Source organism: Marinobacter lipolyticus (genome assembly GCF_018424605.1).
Classification (GTDB): domain Bacteria; phylum Pseudomonadota; class Gammaproteobacteria; order Pseudomonadales; family Oleiphilaceae; genus Marinobacter; species Marinobacter lipolyticus_B.
This window is the reverse complement of record NZ_QTKT01000002.1, coordinates 1-19,280: the sequence shown is the minus strand read 5'-3', so window position 1 is coordinate 19,280 and position 19,280 is coordinate 1. Positions and strand designations below refer to the sequence as shown.

17 protein-coding genes and 1 tRNA gene are annotated in these 19,280 nt (G+C 58.9%); 8 read left to right on the top strand and 10 right to left on the bottom strand.

Annotation, left to right across the window (positions count from 1 at the left end; all coding sequences use genetic code 11):
- Position 1 precedes the first annotated feature (1 nt).
- Entirely contained in the window at positions 2-2,533 is a 2,532-nt protein-coding gene (locus DYI22_RS02460; protein ID WP_323132856.1) for an efflux RND transporter permease subunit, read from the top strand.
- Between the two features lie 66 nt (positions 2,534-2,599).
- On the opposite strand, the gene DYI22_RS02455 is transcribed toward DYI22_RS02460, so the two are convergent.
- Positions 2,600-3,049: a Spy/CpxP family protein refolding chaperone gene (locus tag DYI22_RS02455; RefSeq protein ID WP_213476457.1), complete on the bottom strand. Its 450-nt coding sequence runs from the start codon at positions 3,047-3,049 to the stop codon at positions 2,600-2,602.
- A 242-nt stretch (positions 3,050-3,291) separates the two neighbouring features.
- On the opposite strand from DYI22_RS02455, the gene ylqF reads away from it, so the two are divergent.
- From ylqF to fnr, 3 genes are all read left to right on the top strand, one after another.
- Complete coding sequence (gene ylqF / locus DYI22_RS02450; protein ID WP_213476456.1) at positions 3,292-4,185, top strand: ribosome biogenesis GTPase YlqF; 894 nt, start codon at positions 3,292-3,294, stop codon at positions 4,183-4,185.
- A gap of 118 nt (positions 4,186-4,303) precedes the next feature.
- Entirely contained in the window at positions 4,304-5,512 is a 1,209-nt protein-coding gene (gene fabB / locus DYI22_RS02445; RefSeq protein ID WP_213476455.1) for a beta-ketoacyl-ACP synthase I, read from the top strand.
- Positions 5,513-5,620: 108 nt separating this feature from the next.
- Positions 5,621-6,367 (top strand): fumarate/nitrate reduction transcriptional regulator Fnr, encoded by a 747-nt coding sequence (fnr, locus tag DYI22_RS02440; protein ID WP_213476454.1) that lies wholly within the window; start codon positions 5,621-5,623, stop codon positions 6,365-6,367.
- Here the strand turns inward: fnr and DYI22_RS02435 are convergent.
- The gene (locus DYI22_RS02435; RefSeq protein WP_213476453.1) at positions 6,364-7,209 is read right to left on the bottom strand and encodes an SDR family oxidoreductase; all 846 of its coding nucleotides are present in this window, start codon (positions 7,207-7,209) and stop codon (positions 6,364-6,366) included. The genes fnr and DYI22_RS02435 overlap by 4 nt on opposite strands.
- A 142-nt stretch (positions 7,210-7,351) precedes the next feature.
- Here DYI22_RS02435 and DYI22_RS02430 point away from each other — a divergent pair, with 142 nt between their 5' ends.
- Positions 7,352-7,711, top strand: coding sequence for a hypothetical protein (locus DYI22_RS02430; RefSeq protein ID WP_213476452.1), 360 nt, complete (start codon positions 7,352-7,354; stop codon positions 7,709-7,711).
- 20 nt (positions 7,712-7,731) lie between these two features.
- On the opposite strand, the gene alr is transcribed toward DYI22_RS02430, so the two are convergent.
- The 8 genes from alr to rnr form a co-directional block, all read right to left on the bottom strand.
- On the bottom strand, positions 7,732-8,811 hold the full coding sequence (alr, locus tag DYI22_RS02425; protein ID WP_213476451.1) for an alanine racemase: 1,080 nt from the start codon (positions 8,809-8,811) through the stop codon (positions 7,732-7,734).
- On the bottom strand, positions 8,811-10,217 hold the full coding sequence (gene dnaB / locus DYI22_RS02420) for a replicative DNA helicase (RefSeq protein WP_213476450.1): 1,407 nt from the start codon (positions 10,215-10,217) through the stop codon (positions 8,811-8,813). Before dnaB ends, alr begins: the two co-directional genes overlap by 1 nt.
- A 236-nt stretch (positions 10,218-10,453) precedes the next feature.
- A complete protein-coding gene (gene rplI / locus DYI22_RS02415; protein WP_213476449.1) occupies positions 10,454-10,900 on the bottom strand; it encodes a 50S ribosomal protein L9 in 447 nt (148 codons plus the stop codon).
- A 20-nt stretch (positions 10,901-10,920) separates the two neighbouring features.
- On the bottom strand, positions 10,921-11,787 hold the full coding sequence (locus DYI22_RS02410) for a hypothetical protein (RefSeq protein WP_213476448.1): 867 nt from the start codon (positions 11,785-11,787) through the stop codon (positions 10,921-10,923).
- A 26-nt stretch (positions 11,788-11,813) separates the two neighbouring features.
- Positions 11,814-12,044, bottom strand: a complete 231-nt coding sequence (gene rpsR, locus DYI22_RS02405; RefSeq protein ID WP_007154918.1) for a 30S ribosomal protein S18 — start codon at positions 12,042-12,044, stop codon at positions 11,814-11,816.
- 25 nt (positions 12,045-12,069) lie between these two features.
- Positions 12,070-12,486: a 30S ribosomal protein S6 gene (rpsF, locus tag DYI22_RS02400; protein WP_213476447.1), complete on the bottom strand. Its 417-nt coding sequence runs from the start codon at positions 12,484-12,486 to the stop codon at positions 12,070-12,072.
- 232 nt (positions 12,487-12,718) lie between these two features.
- Positions 12,719-13,456 carry a 23S rRNA (guanosine(2251)-2'-O)-methyltransferase RlmB gene (rlmB, locus tag DYI22_RS02395; RefSeq protein WP_213476446.1) on the bottom strand — a complete coding sequence of 246 codons (738 nt, stop codon included), beginning with the start codon at positions 13,454-13,456 and terminating at the stop codon, positions 12,719-12,721.
- A gap of 3 nt (positions 13,457-13,459) precedes the next feature.
- Positions 13,460-16,024: a ribonuclease R gene (gene rnr / locus DYI22_RS02390; RefSeq protein ID WP_213476445.1), complete on the bottom strand. Its 2,565-nt coding sequence runs from the start codon at positions 16,022-16,024 to the stop codon at positions 13,460-13,462.
- A gap of 253 nt (positions 16,025-16,277) precedes the next feature.
- On the opposite strand from rnr, the gene DYI22_RS02385 reads away from it, so the two are divergent.
- The 3 genes from DYI22_RS02385 (at position 16,278) to DYI22_RS02375 (ending at position 19,165) form a co-directional block, all read left to right on the top strand.
- Positions 16,278-16,364 (top strand) — tRNA-Leu (locus tag DYI22_RS02385).
- 328 nt (positions 16,365-16,692) lie between these two features.
- Positions 16,693-18,417 (top strand): type I restriction-modification system subunit M, encoded by a 1,725-nt coding sequence (locus DYI22_RS02380; protein ID WP_213476444.1) that lies wholly within the window; start codon positions 16,693-16,695, stop codon positions 18,415-18,417.
- Positions 18,410-19,165 carry a restriction endonuclease subunit S gene (locus DYI22_RS02375; RefSeq protein WP_213476443.1) on the top strand — a complete coding sequence of 252 codons (756 nt, stop codon included), beginning with the start codon at positions 18,410-18,412 and terminating at the stop codon, positions 19,163-19,165. The genes DYI22_RS02380 and DYI22_RS02375 overlap by 8 nt, the downstream gene beginning before the upstream one ends.
- The last annotated feature ends 115 nt before the right edge of the window (positions 19,166-19,280 follow it).

The following is a 19,280-nucleotide window of genomic DNA, read 5'->3' as shown; positions in this document are numbered from 1 at the left end:
TGTGGCACACTCTGCACTCGATTTTTACAGTGTGGACTATGTGCCGATGACCCCGATCCGCTCCCTTTATGACCGGTGGATTCTCCCCCACCCGGTCGCCGTTCTTGTGGTGTTCGCTCTCATTCTCATTCTCGCCAGCCTCCGGCTGGACCAGTTCCGCCTGGATGCCTCGGCCGAATCCCTGGTGCTGGAGAACGACCGCTCCCTGGAGCAGTACCGTGAGGTCAATCGCCGCTTTACCACCTCAGACGACTTCCTGGTTGTCACCTTCACACCGCGCGACGAGCTGTTCAGCCCCGAAACCCTCGACACCCTGCGCCAGCTGCGCAACGAACTGGAAGCCCTCGACGCGGTCGGCTCCACCAACAGCATTCTCAACGTGCCGCTACTGCACAGCCCGGACCTCACCCTCGACACGGTGGACTCGGAAATCAAAACCATGGACGACAATGACGTCGCCCCTGACACCGCCCGTGCGTCGCTACTCAACAACCCGCTCTATCCCAACCTGCTGATCAGCAAGGAGGGCGGCACCACGGCCATTCAGGTTAACCTGCCAACGCCGGAGCGCTATTTCGAGCTGCTCAACGAGCGCGAGCAACTGCGGGAGAAAGTTGCTGGCCCGGATGCCAGCGCCGAGGACCGGCAGGCGCTTGAGCAGGTCAGCGACGAATTTATCCGCTTCACCGAGCAGCTTGGTGCCGAGCGCGAACAGACCATCAATCAGGTTCGCAGCATTCTTGACGACTACCGTGACCACGCCGAAATCTACCTCGGCGGGGTACCGATGATCGTGGCAGACATGATCCAGTTCATCGAGAACGACCTGTCCACCTTCGGTATCGGGGTGCTGATCTTCCTGCTACTGACGCTGGCGATCATTTTCCGCCAGTGGCGCTGGGTGCTGGTGCCGTTGCTGTGTTGCAGCTCCGCGGTCTGGCTGGTGATCGGCTACCTGTCCTGGGCCCAGTGGCCGGTGACGGTGATCTCCTCCAATTTCGTCTCGCTGCTGCTGATCATGACCCTGTCGCTGACCATCCACCTGATTGTGCGCTACCGGGAGTTCCAGCACGACGCCCCCGACGCTGCGTCCCGAGACACCCTGCGCCAGACCGTGCTGGCGATGATCAAGCCCTGCTTCTTCATGGCCATCACCACGATCGTCGCGTTCGGGTCGCTGACCTTCAGCGGCATCCGCCCGGTGATCGATTTTGGCTGGATGATGACCATTGGCCTGACCGTGGCATTCCTGATCACCTTCCTGATCTTTCCGGCCCTGCTGTCGCTGCTGCCGCCCCCGGTCGACCGTTACGTGAGTTCCGACCGCATTCCGCTGACCGACCTGTTCGCCCGCTTCACCGAACGCCACGGCACACTGGTGTTGGGCGGCTCCGTGCTCATTGCCGTGTTGTGCGTGCTGGGCATGAGCCGTCTGACAGTGGAAAACAGCTTCATCGACTACTTCAAGTCGGACACCGAGATCCATCAGGGCATGATCACCATCGATGACCGACTCGGCGGCACCACCCCGCTGGACGTGGTCATCACCGATGAACCCGCCCCCGAGGGCGCCGTATCGGACGACCCCTTTGCCAGTGACTGCGATCCGTTCGTGGAGGACTGTGGCGAGCAGGCGGACTACCGGGACACCTGGTACACCTATCAGAAGATGGACCGCCTGCGGGGAGTTCACGATTACCTGGAAAGCCTGGAGGAAACCGGCAAGGTGCTATCCATCACCACCACGCTGGACCTGCTGGCACAGGTTAACGGGGATGAACCGCTGAATGCGCTGGAACTGGCGTTTGTACCCTCGGCCGTGCCGGCAGACCTGCAGGACATTCTGCTGACGCCGTACATTTCCGAGGAGCACGATCAGGCCCGCTTCAGCATCCGCATTCTGGAAACCATGCCAGACCTGCGTCGGCAGGAACTGCTGAACACCATTCGCGAGCACCTGACCAATGAGCTGGGTTTTGCCGACGATCAGGTGCTGTTTGCCGGTATGACGGTGATGTACAACAACATGCTGCAGAGCCTGTTCGACTCCCAGATCAAGACCCTGGGCGTGGTGTTCCTCGCCATCATGATCATGTTCCTGATCCTGTTCCGCTCGCTGCTGCTCGCGCTGATCGGTATGGCACCGAACCTGATCGCCGCCGGCTCGGTGCTGGGCCTGATGGGCTGGCTGGGCATTCCGCTGGACATGATGACCATTACCGTGGCCGCCATCACGGTCGGCATCGCCGTGGACGATACCATTCACTACATCCACCGCTTCAAGACCGAATTCGCCAAGGATGGCGACTACATGGCCACCATGCACCGCTGCCATCGCAGCATCGGCCGGGCCATGTTCTACACCTCGCTGACGATCATCACCGGTTTCTCGATACTGGTGCTGTCGAACTTCATACCCACCATCTACTTCGGCCTGTTTACCGGCTTTGCGATGTTCATGGCCCTGGTCGGAGCCCTGACGCTGCTGCCGCGCCTGATTGTTCTGATCAAGCCCTTTGGTGCTGGCAACTAGCCATCGTCCGGGCACAAAAAAGCCGCCGGCGGCACAAGGCCACGGCGGCTTTTCCACTCCAGCAGCTTACTGCATCTGCTGCTGCATCTGGCGCTGCTGTTGCATTTGCTGCTGCATCTGCTGCATGCGCTTATCAAGTTCTGCACGCTGCTCTTCGGTGAATACCGCATCCACCTTGGCCTGCATCAGTGTGGACAGCGCGGTCATCTCGCCGGTCAGATCACCAAGCTTCTCCGCGTCATCCCGAATCTTTTCCTCGTCGTAGTCCGGCTTGATCTCGGCCTGGATAGACTGCTGCAGCTGCTGTGCTTCCACCTGCAGTGCCTGAATCTCGCCCTGCATCTCTTCGATGATACCGCGAATCTCAGTCTGCTGGTCTTCGCTCAGGCCCACCAGTTCGGCCAGTTGGTCAACCTGGTCGCCACGGCCACCCTGCTGGCTCATGTCCTGGGCCAGGGTCGGCGCGGCCAGGCCAAACGTCAGAAGGGCAATACCAAACAGTTTTACAAGCTTCATAGGTTTCTCCGTCATATCGCGCGGTTTACTGCGTCAAACCGCTGATCGTCATTGGGTTTCATCGTCAGGTCTCACACCCTAAATCAAAACCCCCACAGCTTTCATCCCGATATCCCTTCTTTTTGTACACACTTCGCAAAGCAGCCGCCCTGATCCCGCAGCAGCGGCGGCTTCAAACAAATGTGAAAATTTGGTCATTCCCGTCCATAATGGCGCCGTTCCGCCAATTCTGGAGTCACACCATGGCTATAAACTGGTTTCCCGGGCACATGCACAAGGCCCGCAAGGAGATCAAAAAGGTAATGCCGCAGATGGACCTGATCATCGAGGTTCTCGACGCCCGCATTCCTTTCAGCAGCGAGAACCCGCTGGTGCCGAACCTGCGTGGCGACACCCCGCTGATCAAGGTGCTCAACAAGCGGGATCTGGCCGATCCGGACATCACCGCGCAGTGGCAGACCTGGCTGGAGAAGGAACGCGGCGTTCGCACCATCACCCTGACCCACAACCAGCGCAACGAAGCGCTGGATATTCTGCGCCTGGCGGCGGAGATGACACCCGGCCACGATCGCCAGAAGAGTGCGTTGCGGGTGATGATTCTGGGTATTCCCAACGTCGGCAAGTCAACATTGATCAACACACTGGCCGGGCGCCCCGCCGCCAAAACCGGCAATGAGCCGGCGGTAACCCGCGCCCAGCAGGCCATCAAGCTGCCCGACAATATTCTGCTGTACGACACGCCGGGATTTCTGTGGCCGAAACTGTCGCCGGAAGCCTGCGGTTACCGGCTGGCCATTACCGGCGCCATCCGCAGCGCGGTGCTGGACTTCGAGGACGTCGCCCTGTTCGAGGCGGACTACCTGCTGCAGGCCTACCCGAATCAGGTCATGAACCGCTACGGGCTGGAAGAAACGCCGGTGGATGGCCTGGCCTTGATGGATGCTGTTGCCGCCAAACGCCGCTTTTTTGCCCGCGGTGGTATTCCCGACCTGCACAAAGTGTCGGAGGTGCTGTTAAACGAGCTGAGGGCCGGCACTCTAGGGCGGATTTCACTGGAAACCCCCGCCATGGTGGAGCAGGAAACCCGGGAAGCCGAGGCGGCCAGAGCTGCCAAAGAGGCCGAGAAGTCCCGCTGACTGGCCCGCCCCTTACCAAGGTCAAATACCCTGTCCGCCGCAAAGCCCTTACACTGTCTCCTATTGTCAGCGATTCAATGGCACCGCCCATCGGGGCCGGGCCATTCAGGAGGAAAGTATGAGACGCGTCGTCGTCACCGGCATGGGCATTGTTTCCTGCCTGGGTAATTCCACCGATGCGGTACTGGACAGCCTGAAAAACGGCCGCTCAGGTATCCGCTTCAACCAGACTTACCAGGACATGGGCTTTCGCAGCCAGGTGTCGGGCTCGGTGGATGTCGATACCAGTGTCATTGACCGCAAACTGCGGCGCTTCATGGGCCAGTCCGCCATGTTCAGCTATCTGGCCATGCAGCAGGCGGTCGCGTCCGCCGACCTCACCGACGAGCTGATTTCCAGCGACCGCACGGGGCTGATTGCCGGTTCCGGCGGTGCATCCAGCGCCAGCCAGGTGGAAGCGGTGGATCTGATGCGGGAGAAAGGCGTCAAGCGCATCGGGCCGTACATGGTTCCCCGAATCATGACCAGCACGGTCTCCGCCTGCCTGGCCACGGCCTTCCGGATTCGCGGCGTAAACTATTCCATGTCATCAGCCTGCGCGACCAGCGCCCACTGCATCGGTCACGCCATGGAACAGATCCAGAGCGGCAAGCAGGACATCGTGTTTGCCGGCGGCGGCGAAGAGGAAGACTGGAGCCTGACCATGCTGTTTGACGCCATGGGCGCCCTGTCCACCAAATACAACGACCAGCCGGCAACCGCTTCCCGTCCCTTTGACAGCGGCCGCGACGGCTTCGTGATTGCCGGTGGCGGCGGTATGCTGGTGATGGAGGAACTGGAACACGCCCGCCGCAGGGGCGCGCCGATCATTGCCGAGTTGACCGGTTATGGCGCCACCTCGGATGGTCACGACATGGTGGCGCCTTCCGGTGAGGGTGCGATGCGCTGTATGCAGCAGGCAATGGCAACGGTAAAAGGCCCGGTGGACTACATCAATGCCCACGGCACCAGCACGCCCGTTGGCGACGTGGCAGAGCTGGGCGCGGTCCGCAAGGTGTTCGGTGATGCCATTCCGCCCATCTCCTCGACCAAAAGCCTCTCGGGCCACTCCCTGGGTGCCTCGGGCGTGCATGAAGCCATTTACTCATTGCTGATGCTGCAGCACGGCTTTATTGCCGGCACCGCCAACCTCGTCAACCCCGATGAAAAGATCGGTGACATGCCGGTGGTCGGCCCGCAGGCGCGCGATGCGGACCTGACAACCGTTATGTCCAACAGTTTTGGTTTCGGCGGCACCAACGCCTCATTGATCTTCCAGACAATCTGATCCGGACGGCAATTACCTACCTCCACGGCATGATCCGTCATTGGCAAAACGGATCATCCGTATTAAGGTAAAAGCCTGATATGAATCCATCTGGATGGTTCATCCGCTATGGCGCAAGCAATCCGAATCAAGCAGGCTTCACCGCTCAAGGCCTCCTGTCATCAGTGCAGCCTGAGCAACCTGTGCCTGCCCCTGGCCATCGAGGAAAACGACCTCGACCGGCTGGAAGATATTGTGCAACAGGGACGCATCTTTAATCGCGGCGAGCATATTTTCGACCAGAGCACGCCGTTTCGCTCGTGCTTTGCCGTGCGCAGTGGTGCGGTCAAGACGTCCATTATCACCGAAGGTGGCGAAGAGCAGGTCACCGGGTTTTTCATGCCAGGTGAGCTGGTCGGCCTCGACAGCATGAGCGGTGAAACCTACGCCTGCACCGCCAAGGCGTTGGAGCGTACAAGTGTGTGCGAGTTCCCGGTGGAGAAGCTGGAGGATCTGACCGGAAAGCTGCCGGATCTCCAACATCACATGTATCATCTGATGAGCCAGGAGATCCAGAACAGCCACCAACTGGCGATGCTGCTGAGCAAGAATACCGCCGAGGAGCGCATTGCCGCCCTGTTGGTGTCGCTGTCCAGCCGGTTCCAGCGCCGACGCATGTCACCCACCAACTTCAGCCTGCCCATGGCGCGCAACGACATCGCCAACTTCCTTGGCCTGGCGGTCGAGACGGTAAGCCGGGTGTTCACCCGCTTCCAGAACCAGGGAATCATCCGTGCCCGCGGGCGTGAGGTGGAGCTGCTGGATGTGGAGGCGCTGCAACTGGTCACGCGGGACTCCGCACGCCAGGGACGTTAATCCCTGGCCAGCGTATCCAGCTCCTCGGACAATCCGGAGCGCCAGGGAAGCTGCTTGATCCCGAAGGTATTGCGAATCTTGGTGCAGATCAGCGTGGCATTGGCCGGTTCGAGTGTTGCCCACTCCGGCACATCGTCCACCACGCGGATGCCCGCCGGAATGCCCGGCAGACCCGCGATGGCGAGGCCAAGTTCGTACAGCGTGATTTCCTCGGCGCCCGCGTACTGATAGGTTCCCCAGACTTCCGCCCCGCAGTCCAGTTGCTGAATCACCGCGGTCATTACTCGCGCCAGATCCCGCACGGTAACCGGCTGCCCCCGGCACCGGCCCGGCAACCGCAGGGTTTCACCGGCACCACTGCTCTTCTGCATCTTGCGAATAAAGCGCCCGAGGCTCCACCCTGTTCGCAGAATGATGTGCCGTGGCAACAGCGTGCGCAGCGCCTGTTCGCACTCCCATTGCCAGTTACCAAGCTCGTTGCATGGTTGCCCGGGGTTGGACGAAATGTACGCGCTCTGCTTGCGCCCGTCGAAAACGTAGCAGGATGACAGTTGCAGCAGGGCCATGTTGCGGTCACGGGCAAACTCGGCCAATGCCGTGGGCAGGGAAAACGCCGCCATGTGGACCCCCTCCGGGTCCCGCTCGGCCACCTCAGGGTCCGTCAGCCAGAGCGCATTGACGATCAGTTCTGTCTCCGGTGGAATCCACTCCTCCAGAGCCGAGAGGTTAACCTTTTCAGGATCACTGACCAGCAACGGCGTCACCTGAAGCGGCGTTCCCCGAAGCCGCTCAAGCAGAACCTTGCCCAACGGGCCGTAATCGTGAACTACAACAACATGCACAAGCGTCCAACGCCTCCCGGAATATCACTGATGTGACGGACACCCCATTCCGCTCTAGCCAATGGCACACACGGGGACCGCCATACAATACTATGCAACTGTCCAATCAGAACCCGAAGAGCATACAACAACAGGATCCGACATGCTGAAACAACAAAGCCATATCGTTGCCCCGATTACCGACGACCTGCGCACCCGCGCCCTCTACACCGTCAATGAGCTACGGGAGCGCGGCAAGGCCGACAAAGAGGCCATCGACAAGCTCTACAACCTGATCGTCGACATGACCGACGACGGCCTGGATTTTTTCTTTCTCGAGCCTCTGCGCCGCTTGAACGCCAGCAGCATGATGATGGGGATGGCCAAAGTGGGCATCAGCAGCATGCTTAAAGGCAGCAAGATGGTTGTTCACAAGGTACTGAAAAAACTGGACGACCGCAGCCTCGGCGCCATTCTCGACTTCATTGAGGAAATTATCCACGAGCCCGAACCAGCGGCCTGAGACCCGGCCGGGACCAACGCCTACCGGTACAGCCTGGGCACCCGGGCTGTCACCCCCGTCAACAATTCGTACCCGATGGTTCCGGCGTGGGCGGCCACCTCGTCCACGCTGACCTGCGGCCCCCACAGTTCAACGCTGTCGCCGTCACGGGCCTCGGGCACGGACGACAGATCAACCGCCAGCATGTCCATGGAAACCCGGCCTATCAGCCGGATACGCCTGCCCCGAACCGCCGCCGGGGTATCGGTACCGGCATGGCGGGGATAGCCGTCGCCGTAACCCACGGCCACCATGCCCATACGGGTATCCCGTTCAGCCACCCAGCTGCCACCATAACCCACACGGTCCCCGGCTTTCAGGGTACGGGTCGCGATCAGCGGGGCTTCCAGCGTCATCGCCGCCCGCAACCCCAGCTCAGGCCCGGTCCGGCCAATCACCGGAGAGGAGCCGTATAGCATAATGCCCGGCCGGCTCCAGTCGAACAGCGGCTGCTCCGCCAGAAAATGCGCGGCCGAGTTGCCCACACTTTTCTCCAGGTGAGGCCAGCGAGCGGTCGCCTGGCACAACCGCCGGGTCTGTTCCGCCGTTTCGGGGCTGGCAGGATCATCCGCACAGGAAAAGTGGGTAACAAAGCCCTGCAGCGCGGAGCGGGTAACCGCCGCGTTCAATAACGGCTCAACCTGAGCGGCAAGATCCTGCGGCGGAAATCCGAGTCGATTCATCCCGGTGTTGACCTTGAGCCAGAACGCGGGCGCCGTTTGAAGCGCTCTCAGCCACTCCAGCTGATAATGGCTGTGCAGTACCGGCTGGAAGCCCTGGCGGGCAAAAACCGCCATATCGTCTTGCTGATGCGGCCCCTGCAACATCACGACCGGCTGCGACAGACCAGCCTCGCGCACCGCCAGGGCTTCCTCAAGACAGGCCACGGCGTATCGGGGCGCGTCTTCCGCCAGAGCCTTTGCCACCGCTGCAATGCCGTGCCCGTAGCCATCCGCCTTGATCACCGCCATGGCCCTGGCCGGGCCGGCTCGCTCACAGGCTAACCGGTAATTATGGCGAATCGCACTGGTATCAATCCGCGCGACGGTGGTGCGGGGCATCAGTAATCCCCACCGTAATCGCCGTAATCCCCGTGCGCCAGATCTTCGAACTTGGTGTATTTACCGATAAACGCCAGACGAATGGTGCCGATCGGACCGTTCCGCTGTTTACCGATAATGATCTCGGCAATGCCCTTGTCGGAGGTATCTTCGTTGTAGACCTCATCGCGGTACACGAACATGATCACGTCCGCATCCTGCTCGATCGCGCCGGATTCCCGCAGGTCGGAGTTGACCGGTCGCTTGTTGGGACGCTGCTCCAGGCTTCGGTTGAGCTGCGACAGTGCCACCACCGGGCAGCTCAGCTCTTTGGCAATACCCTTCAGGGATCGGGAGATCTCGGAAATTTCCGCAGTCCGGCCCTCGGTGTTACCGGGTACGCGCATCAGCTGCAGGTAATCCACCATGATCAGGCCGATCTTGCCGTCGTTCTCCCGCGCAATACGGCGGGCGCGTGAGCGCATTTCGGTCGGACTGAGACCCGGGGTGTCATCGATGTACAGCGGCTTATCCTTCAGCAGGCTCACCGCGGACGTCAGCCGCGGCCAGTCGTCCTCTTCCAGTTTACCGCTTCGCACCTTGGTCTGATCGATCCGCCCCAGCGACGACAGCATCCGCATGGCCAGTGCATCCGCCGGCATTTCCATGCTGAACACCAGCACCGGGGTACCGGTGCTGATCAGCGCATTTTCCACGATGTTCATGGCGAAGGTGGTCTTACCCATGGAGGGCCGCCCCGCCACAATGATCAGATCCGCCGGCTGCATACCGGATGTCTGTTCATCCAGATCGCGGAAGCCCGTGGTCAGGCCGGTGGTCTGCTCACCGGATTCAAACAGCTCTTCAATCCGGCTCAGCGCCTTGGTCAGGATGGGGTTGATGGCCTGGGGGCCGGACCCTTCCTTGGCGCGGGACTCGGCAATCTTGAAAACGCTGCGTTCCGCTTCGTCGAGAACCTCGGCACTGGTTCGCCCGAGCGGGTTGAACGCGGAATCGGAAATCTGGCCGGACACTTCAACCAGGCTGCGCAGAATGGAACGCTCTTTGACAATATCCGCGTAGGCGCGAATATTGGCCGCCCCCGGTGTTTTCTCCGCCAGCTCCGCCAGATAGGACAGGCCACCGGCGTCCTCGATATCGCCGGCGCGCTCCAGAAACTCCGCCAGCGTTACCACGTCCAACGGCTCGCTCTCGCTGGCAAGACGCTCAGCGGCGGCAAAAATCAGGCGATGGTCCTGACGATAGAAATCACTGGCGCCAATCACCTCACTGACTTCATCAAACCGGCGATTATCCAGCATCAGGCCACCGAGGACGGCCTGTTCTGCTTCCACCGAATGCGGCGGCACCTTGATGCGGCTGGTTTCCAGATCGGTTTTCACAGGTTTGAAATTCGGATTGGCCATGAACACATCTTCAGTTAGGGATCGCTTCCGCGACAGTGTAAGCCCATTGAATCACAGATGGGAGGGGCCGCCGCAATCAGAAGCATATCAGAAAGCAACAGGCCCGGAACCCGCATTTGCGGGGCCGGGCCTGTGCAGCCATTGCCATCCTGTCATACCGGATGCCAACAGCATTCTACACTGGTGACAGGCCGCGCCCCGGTAACGATACCTGGGCGCGGGCCCGCCGCAACCGATTACTCGGCTACAACAACCAGCTTGATCTCAACGGTCACGTCGGAGTGCAGCTGCAGCTCGATGTCGTACTCGCCGGTCGCGCGCAGCGGACCTTCAGGCAGACGAACTTCGCTCTTCTCGACTTCCGTGCCGCCGGCGGTCACGGCATCCGCGATATCGCGCACACCGATAGAACCGAACAGCTTGCCTTCGTCGCCAGCCTTGGAGCTGATGGTGAAGGAAGCGCCTTCCAGTGCCTCGGCGCGGGCCTTGGCAGCGTCCAGCTTCTCAGCGGCCGCTTTTTCCAGCTCTGCACGGCGCTCTTCAAAGGCTTTCAGGTTATCAGCCGTAGCTGCAACCGCTTTGCCGTAAGGCAGCAGAAAATTACGACCGTAACCGGCCTTTACTTTGACCTTGTCACCCAGTGAACCAAGGTTTGCTACTTTTTCGAGCAGAATAACTTCCATCTCGTTAACCTCTTCGTGCTTTATTCAGCCGGCCCGGCGGGTTTTATTCGCCCCCGGATATCCAGCCAGCTATCCACAAACGCCACAACGACCAACAGAAACATCAGACTCGGGCCCAACAGCACCAGTGCAATGTAAAACAGCACCAGCCACTGGCCATTCAGATTCTTACGACCGACCACACCGTGAACCAGTGCGAGACTTGCGATGAACAACGGCGTACCCGCCGCCCACCCCAGCAACATCGAGTTCAGCCCCAGAAGAGGCCCTGCCACCATGGTCACTGCGCACAGCACAGCCACCGCCGGTGACAGCCGGAAGGCATGAAACTCCTTCCGGAACCCGCCCGGGTTGTACAACCCGGCCTGCCAGGCTCGCGCCAGCATGGTCATCGCCACACCTGTCACCAGGTAGGTGCCTGCCATGCTGGCATTCATAGTGTCCCGAATCACAGTCTCAAGCTCATCACCCAGACTGCGGGCCACCTCGGCATTGTATTGCTCGTAAAAACTGACCCCGGTGCGGACCAGATCGTCCAGCAAGCCGGGATAAATCACCGGCAACATCAGCCCGGTGACAATCGCCAGGAAACTCCCCGCAAGGAGCGCCTTTTCCCAGGACAGGGACAGCCTGAGAATGGACGCCATCAACATCACTTCCAGCAATACCGCCAGGGCTGTCGGGTCTTGCCCGAACCAGCTCCAGCCCAGCGCCGGTAGTAATGCCCAGAGGGCGATATTCAGCCCTTTCCCGATACCGAGCCTGAGAATCACCAGGCCGATAACGGCTGCGCCAATCCAGAACAACAGGGGTATGGCCGTTGTGACCGCCGCAACCCCGCCTGCCTGCAGGGGACCGCGCATTACAAACTGTGCCAGTGCACGCATGGTCCCGGGTCCTGTTTATCTGTTAATCAGTTGTCGTGGCTGTCCGAGTACGGCAGCAGTGCCAGGTAGCGGGCGCGCTTGATAGCGGTAGCCAGCTGACGCTGATAACGTGCTTTGGTGCCGGTGATGCGGCTGGGCACGATTTTGCCGGTTTCAGTGATGTAACCTTTCAGGGTGTCCAGATCCTTGTAATCGATCTCTTTAACACCTTCTGCCGTGAAGCGGCAGAATTTACGACGTCTGAAAAAACGAGCCATAACGTAACTCCTCAACTCCGGTTAATTACTCTTCTTCGTCCTGGGTTTCAGCCTGACGACGCTCGTCAGATTCGGCTGAACGACGGGGACGATCTTCACCGCCTGAACGACGGTCCTCACGGGACTCAGCGGCTTTCATCGGAGACAGATCGGTAACGGCCTCATCACGACGCAGAATCAGATCGCGGATGATGGCATCGTTAAACCGGAAGTTGTGGGTCAGCTCGTCCATTGCGGCCTGTGAACATTCAGCGTTCATCAGCACGTAGTGAGCCTTGTGGATCTTGTTGATCGGGTATGCCAGGTGACGACGGCCCCAATCTTCCAGGCGATGTACCTTGCCGCCATCTTCAGTGATGACGCTGGTATAACGCTCGATCATCGCGGGCACCTGCTCGCTCTGATCCGGGTGTACCATAAATACGATTTCGTAGTGACGCATGAGTTCTCCCTACGGTTTAAACAGCTTCCTTTTCAACGACCGAGCCAAAACACGAACGGGACCGTTAAATATGAAAGCAAGGAGGTGGCAGTCAAGCTGCCGGTTTCTTTTGCTTTATCGATAAGGCGAAACAACTGACCTGATCAAAAGCGCAGCGCTGCGGCCCGGAATTCAGGCAATACAACACCGCCCCTATAAAAAGGGGTGACGTATTCTAGGCGTGTGGATGGATCTATGCAAGCCTTTGCCGCAAGGCCTCGTATAGGCAGACGCCGGTGGCCACCGACACATTGAGACTGTCTACATGGCCCAGCATCGGAATGTTGATCAGCGTATCGCAGTGTTCGCGGGTCAGCCGTCGCATCCCCTTCCCCTCGGCACCCATAATCAATGCCACCGGGCCGGTGAAGTTGGCCTGATGCAGCGTGCAGTCCGCCTCCCCGGCGGTGCCGATCAGCCATACCCCCTGATCTTTCAGGGCGCGAAGACAGCGCGCCAGGTTGGTGACCCGCACAAAGGGCACGGTTTCGGCAGCACCGCAGGCGACCTTGCGGGCAACCGGTGTCAAGGTGGCGGATTTGTCCTTGGGCACGATCACCGCCTGCACCCCCACCGCATCAGCGGTGCGCATACAGGCGCCCAGGTTGTGGGTATCGGTTACACCATCCAGCACCAGCAGGAACGGCGGCTGTTCGGCGGTGGCGAGCATGGCCATCAGGTCATCCTCGCCCCACTCGCGGCTCTCGGAGACTGCAGCCACCACGCCCTGATGGACGCCAGCAACTTTGTCATCAAGCTCTTTGCGGTGCACCACCTTCCAGCGCACCCCCAGCTCGTCCAGGCCATCGGTAATGGTTTTGACCCGGCGGTCCTGGCGTCCGGTCTGAATCCAGACCTGCTGCAAACGCTCCGGCTCGCGCTTGAGGACCGCCTCAACCGCGTGCCAGCCAAATATGAATTCTCCGGACACTGATTATTTTCCTGACTTGCGGGATTTCCGTTTTCGGTCCTTGCCAAGGGCCAGCTTGGCTGCCTGGGCGACCAGCTCATCACGGGCAGACATCGGCTCATTGTCAGAGCCCGGATCTTTCTTGGCCTCCGGCTTGCCTTTGGGCCGGTCTCCCGCGGCCTTGGCGGGGCGTTTTTTCGCAGCCGGCCGGTCACGGCTTGCCGATTTGTCGCGAGCGTCCCCACGGGATCCGGGCTTGCTGTCTTTTGCACCGCCCTTGCCTCGTCCCTTCGATTTGCCGCGAGGCTCCTTGCGGGTGATATCCAGCGCGTCCCGATCGGCCTGACGATGGCGCGGCTCACTGATCAGCTCGAGATCGATCTTGCGATCTTCCATGCCGACGCGCACCACCTTGACCCGGACCTCATCGCCGAGCCGGAAGCTCTGGGCCGTGCGCTCCCCAATCAGGCGATGCTTGGCGGCATCGTGATGGAAGAAGTCTCCACTGAGGGTCGACACATGCACCAGACCTTCGATGTAGACACCGGACAGCTCGACAAAGAAACCGAAAGGCACCACGGACGCTATCACGCCGTCGAACTCTTCTCCCACATGATCGCTGAGATACTCGCACTTGAGCCAGGCCATCACATCGCGGGTGGCATCATCGGCGCGGCGCTCGGCCATCGAGGTGTGCTCACCCAGCCGCTCCATGCGGGCAAAATCGTAGGGGTAATCTGCCAGCTCCGGATCGCGCTTCGGCGGCTTGACCACATCCTTGGCCGGGTTTTCCCCGTGAATGACCGACTTGATCGCCCGATGGGCGATCAAGTCAGGATAGCGACGGATGGGCGAGGTGAAATGGGCGTAGCCGGCGAAACCGAGACCAAAGTGGCCACCCTCTTCCGGGCTGTAGACCGCCTGACTCAGTGAACGAAGCATCACCGTCTGAATCACGTTGGCGTCGGACCGCTCGGCAATGTGGGAAAGCAGTTCCTGATAGTCTGCGGAGGTGGGGCTGTCGCCGCCACCAAGCTGCAGCCCGAGCTCACCCAGGAACAGCCGGACCGCGTTCAGCCGCTCCTCCGACGGACCATCGTGCACCCGGTACAGTGCCGGCAGCTTGTATTTCTTGAGGAAGCGCGCCGTGGCCACGTTCGCACAGAGCATGCACTCCTCGATGATCTTGTGGGCCTCGTTGCGCTGCACCGGCACGATTTCTTCAATCTTGCGATTGGCGTCGAACACGATCTTGGTTTCGGTGGTTTCAAAATCGATGGCGCCACGCTCGGTGCGGGCCTTGCGCAGCAACTGGTACAAACCGTAAAGGTTGTGCAGCTGCGGGAGCACATGGGCGTACTGCTCGCTCAGCTTGTAGCCCTGCTCCGAGTCCGGATGCTCGAGCATCGCGCTGACCTTGTTGTAGGTCAGCCGCGCATGGCTGTACATCACCGCCTGATAGAAACTGTAGCTGCTGATATTACCGGCGGCGCTGATGGTCATATCCGCCACCATGCAGAGCCGGTCAACCCCCGGGTTGAGGGAGCACAATCCGTTGGACAGCTTTTCCGGCAACATGGGAACTACGTGGTCCGGGAAATAGACCGAGGTACTGCGGTTGACCGCTTCCTCGTCCAGCGGCGTGCCCGGGCGCACATAGTGGGACACATCGGCAATCGCCACCAGCAGCCGGTAACCGCCCCGCGGGCGCGGCTCACAGTAGACCGCATCGTCAAAGTCGCGGGCGGTCTCATCGTCTATCGTCACCAGGCGCAGGTTACGGATATCCACCCGGTTGGTTTTGTCCTTTTCTTCCACCTCTTCGGCAATGCTCGCCGTCTGTTCGCCCACCGCAGGCGGCCAGCTGTGGGGAATGTCGTAGGAGCGGATGGCGACGTCGATCTCCATCCCCGGTGCCATATGTTCACCCAGCACTTCCACCACCTTTCCCAGCGGCTGGGTGCGGACCGTAGGCTGACGGATGATATCGACCACCACATACTGCCCATGACGGGCATCGCCACAATTCTCCTGGGGCACCAGCACCTCGTGATTGATGCGGGCGTTCTCCGGCACCACAAAGCTGATGCCACTCTCCTGGAAAAAGCGACCAACCGTCTGGCTGGTGCGGTGCTCCAGCACTTCCACAATCACGCCTTCACGGCGCCCTTTATCGTCAACCCGGTCGACCCGCGCCGCGACACGGTCGCCGTGAAACACCTGGCGCATCTGACGGGCCGTCAGGAACAGGTCGCTGCCGCCGTCATCGGGAATCAGAAACCCGAAACCATCCTTATGGCCGACGACGCGACCGGTGACCAGATCCGCCTCTTCAATGGGCAGATAGGCCCCGCGCCGGTTACAGATCAGCTGACCATCACGACACATGGCAATCAGCCGGCGCCGCAGGGCCTCGATACCTTCTTCCGACTCCTGCCCGAGCTCTTGGCACAGGGTCTCATGGGTCGCAGGCGCGCCGCGTTCTTTGAGATGCTCGAGAATGAATTCCCGGCTCTGGATGGGATTGTCGTACTTTTGCGCCTCACGACTGGCGTGCGGATCATTATCCGTCTTCTTCCTGGAAACCATTCGGATCCTTGTCCTGTCCGCGTCAGAATTGATGCGGTTACATTGCATGTGCTCAGGAGTATAACGCCGGATCGGCCACCCTGCCTAACCTGCGGGCAATTAAAGCAATTAAAATCCGGAAAATTTTCCAAAAAAAGGTTTGACAGGTTTTTATCGAATCATTAAAGTATGCGCCATCGGTTGAGGGGCACACCTCAACGAAGGCAGAACCGCCGGCTTTTTCATAAGCTAATGGCGAAACTGCAAATCACCTGCCGAGGTGGTGAAATTGGTAGACACGCTAGCTTCAGGTGCTAGTGGGGGCAACCCCGTGGAGGTTCAAGTCCTCTCCTCGGCACCATTTCTTCCCCAGGAAATGGCAAAGATTCAATACCTTACAGACTTCAGATATACAGGTGTTTGGGTTAGAAAAGCCCGACTTTAACACACCTGATTAAACCATTTCTATTTCCCCTACTCTGTCCTGATTGTTCAGTCGCCTTGGGCTGCCGTTAACGCACTTTCTGTTTCTTCCTTATTCACCTAACGACGCTGTTTGTCGCCTTCATTCAATACCCTACTCTCTTGCAGCATTGCCCGTGTACGCCCCCGCCGCTACACTCAAAGGCATTTTGACCCGCATGGGCACCACACGCCCCATGCTCATTGCAGTAGATGGAACCCATTGAATGAGCCACAACATCACCCTTCAGCAACTTGAATCCTTCCTGTGGGAAGCCGCCGACATTCTGCGCGGCAACATGGACGCATCCGAATACAAGGACTACATCTTCGGGATGATGTTTCTAAAGCGCCTATCGGATGCCTTTGAAGAAGCACAGGAAGGTGTTGTCCGGTACTACATGGAAAAGGGCAAATCCGAAGACCAAGCCCGCGAGCTGGCGGACGATGAAGACGAATACGACAAAACCTTCTATATACCGCCCGTTGCCCGCTGGAATGTGCTGAAAGACCTGAAGCATGACATTGGCTCCGAACTGAACACCGCCACCGAAGCCATTGAAGAATACAACCCCGTTCTCGAAGGGGTTCTGGTTTCCATAGACTTCAACATCAAGAACAAGCTGTCTGATAAAAAGCTGCGCGACCTGCTCAGCCACTTCAGCCGCTACCGCCTGCGCAACGAAGACTTTGAACGCCCTGACCTGCTGGGTACTGCCTACGAATACCTGATCAAGATGTTCGCCGACAGCGCCGGTAAGAAAGGCGGTGAGTTCTACACCCCGTCCGAAGTGGTGCAGCTGCTGGTTGCCTTGCTGAAGCCCCATGCCGGGATGCGTATCTACGACCCCACCGCCGGTTCTGGCGGTATGTTGGTGCAGACCCGGAACTATCTGGCGACCCACGGTGAAAACCCGTCCAACCTGTCCCTGTTTGGTCAGGAGATGAACCTGAACACCTGGGCAATCTGCAAGATGAACATGTTCCTGCACGGGGTCTACAGTGCGGACATTCGCAAGGGTGACACTCTCGGTGATCCGCAGCATACCCAAGGCGGCGAACTGATGACCTTTGACCGGGTAATTGCCAACCCGCCCTTCAGCCTGAAGAAGTGGGGCAAGGACGAAGCCGACAGTGATTCCTACGGTCGCTTCCCCTACGGCACACCGCCCAAGGATGCCGGTGATCTGGCATTCGTTCAGCACATGATTGCCAGCCTGAACGCCGAAGGCATGATGGGCGTGGTCATGCCCCACGGCGTGCTGTTCCGGGGTTCCAGCGAAAAAGCCATTCGCCAGGGCATTCTGAACGATGACCTGCTGGAAGCCGTGGTGGGCTTACCGGCTGCCCTGTTCTACGGCACCGGCATCCCCGCCTGCCTGTTGATCATCAACAAGAACAAACCGGCAGAACGTAAGGGCAAAGTGCTGTTCATCAACAGTGAACTGGAATACGAAGAAGGCAAGAACCAGAACAAACTCCGCCAGCAGGACATTGAAAAGATCGTCCAGACCTTCGACGACTACGCGGAAATCAAACGATATTCAAAAGTCGTCACCCTCGCTGAAATCGCCGAAAACGATTACAACCTGAACATCCGCCGCTACGCCGACACCAGCCCGCCTCCGGAAATCTTCGACGTGCGCGCCATCCTGCACGGTGGCATTCCAGTTCGGGAAGTGGAAAGCGAATACATCCGGGAAGAAATTCTGGAAGACTTCGACGTGTCCACCGTATTTGTGAAGCAGAATGCGGATTGCTACGAATTCAAGCCGGAGATCGACACCAAGGAAGCCATTCGGGAAACCGTGGAAGGAGTGGATGCCAAAGTGATCACTCAGCTGGAACGTTGGTGGGACAAGTACCGAGTGTCATTGAACGAATTGGATGCGCAAGTGACTGAAGCTGAGAACGTGATGAAGGGGTATCTGAAGGAGCTGGGGTATGAGTAATACGGTTCCTGAAGGATGGGCTATTCAACCCCTTGACGGCAAGGTCGAAATTCTATCTGGATATCCATTTAAGTCATCACTGTTCTGCGATGACCCCTCAAAGATGGGCGTCATCCGTATTCGTGATCTAGTGAAGCAAAGCGTAGAAACTTTTTACGCCGGAGACTTTGACGACGAATACGTGGTGCGCAGAGGCGATATCCTGATCGGGATGGATGGCGATTTCAATATAGTGAAATGGAAAACGAAGAGCGCCCTACTCAATCAGCGAATCTGCAAAGTGAAAGCATCGAAGGATGGAGGGTTCGATAGTGACTTTCTGTTCTACTCACTCGTAGATGACCTTGATTCCATTCATGCAGCGACTGGCGCGACCACAGTTAAGCATCTCTCGGTAAAAGATATTAAGGGCATAGAAAAGGCATATCCCCCACTCCCCGAACAACAAAAAATCGCAACCATCCTGTCATCCGTCGATGACGTGATCGGAAAAACACGCGCACAGATCGACAAGCTGAAAGACCTGAAAACCGGCATGATGCAGGAGTTGTTGACGAAAGGAATTGGGCATACGGAATTTAAGGATTCGCCGGTGGGAAAAATTCCAGCCGCATGGAATACATTCAGCGCGCAAGAACTTCTCAACAAAAAAATACTGCTGAGATTGCAGGACGGGAACCACGGCTCACAGTACCCTCGATCATCTGAGTTTGTGAAGCATGGTGTACCGTATATTGCGAGCCTGTAAATAAATCTGTGTAACTGCCCACCTCACTATAGGTGACCGTCCAGGCGGTCACCGAATTCGATAATAAAGCGATTCAGTGCAGGCTTCCAATCCCGGATCGGCATGGTCCATTTCT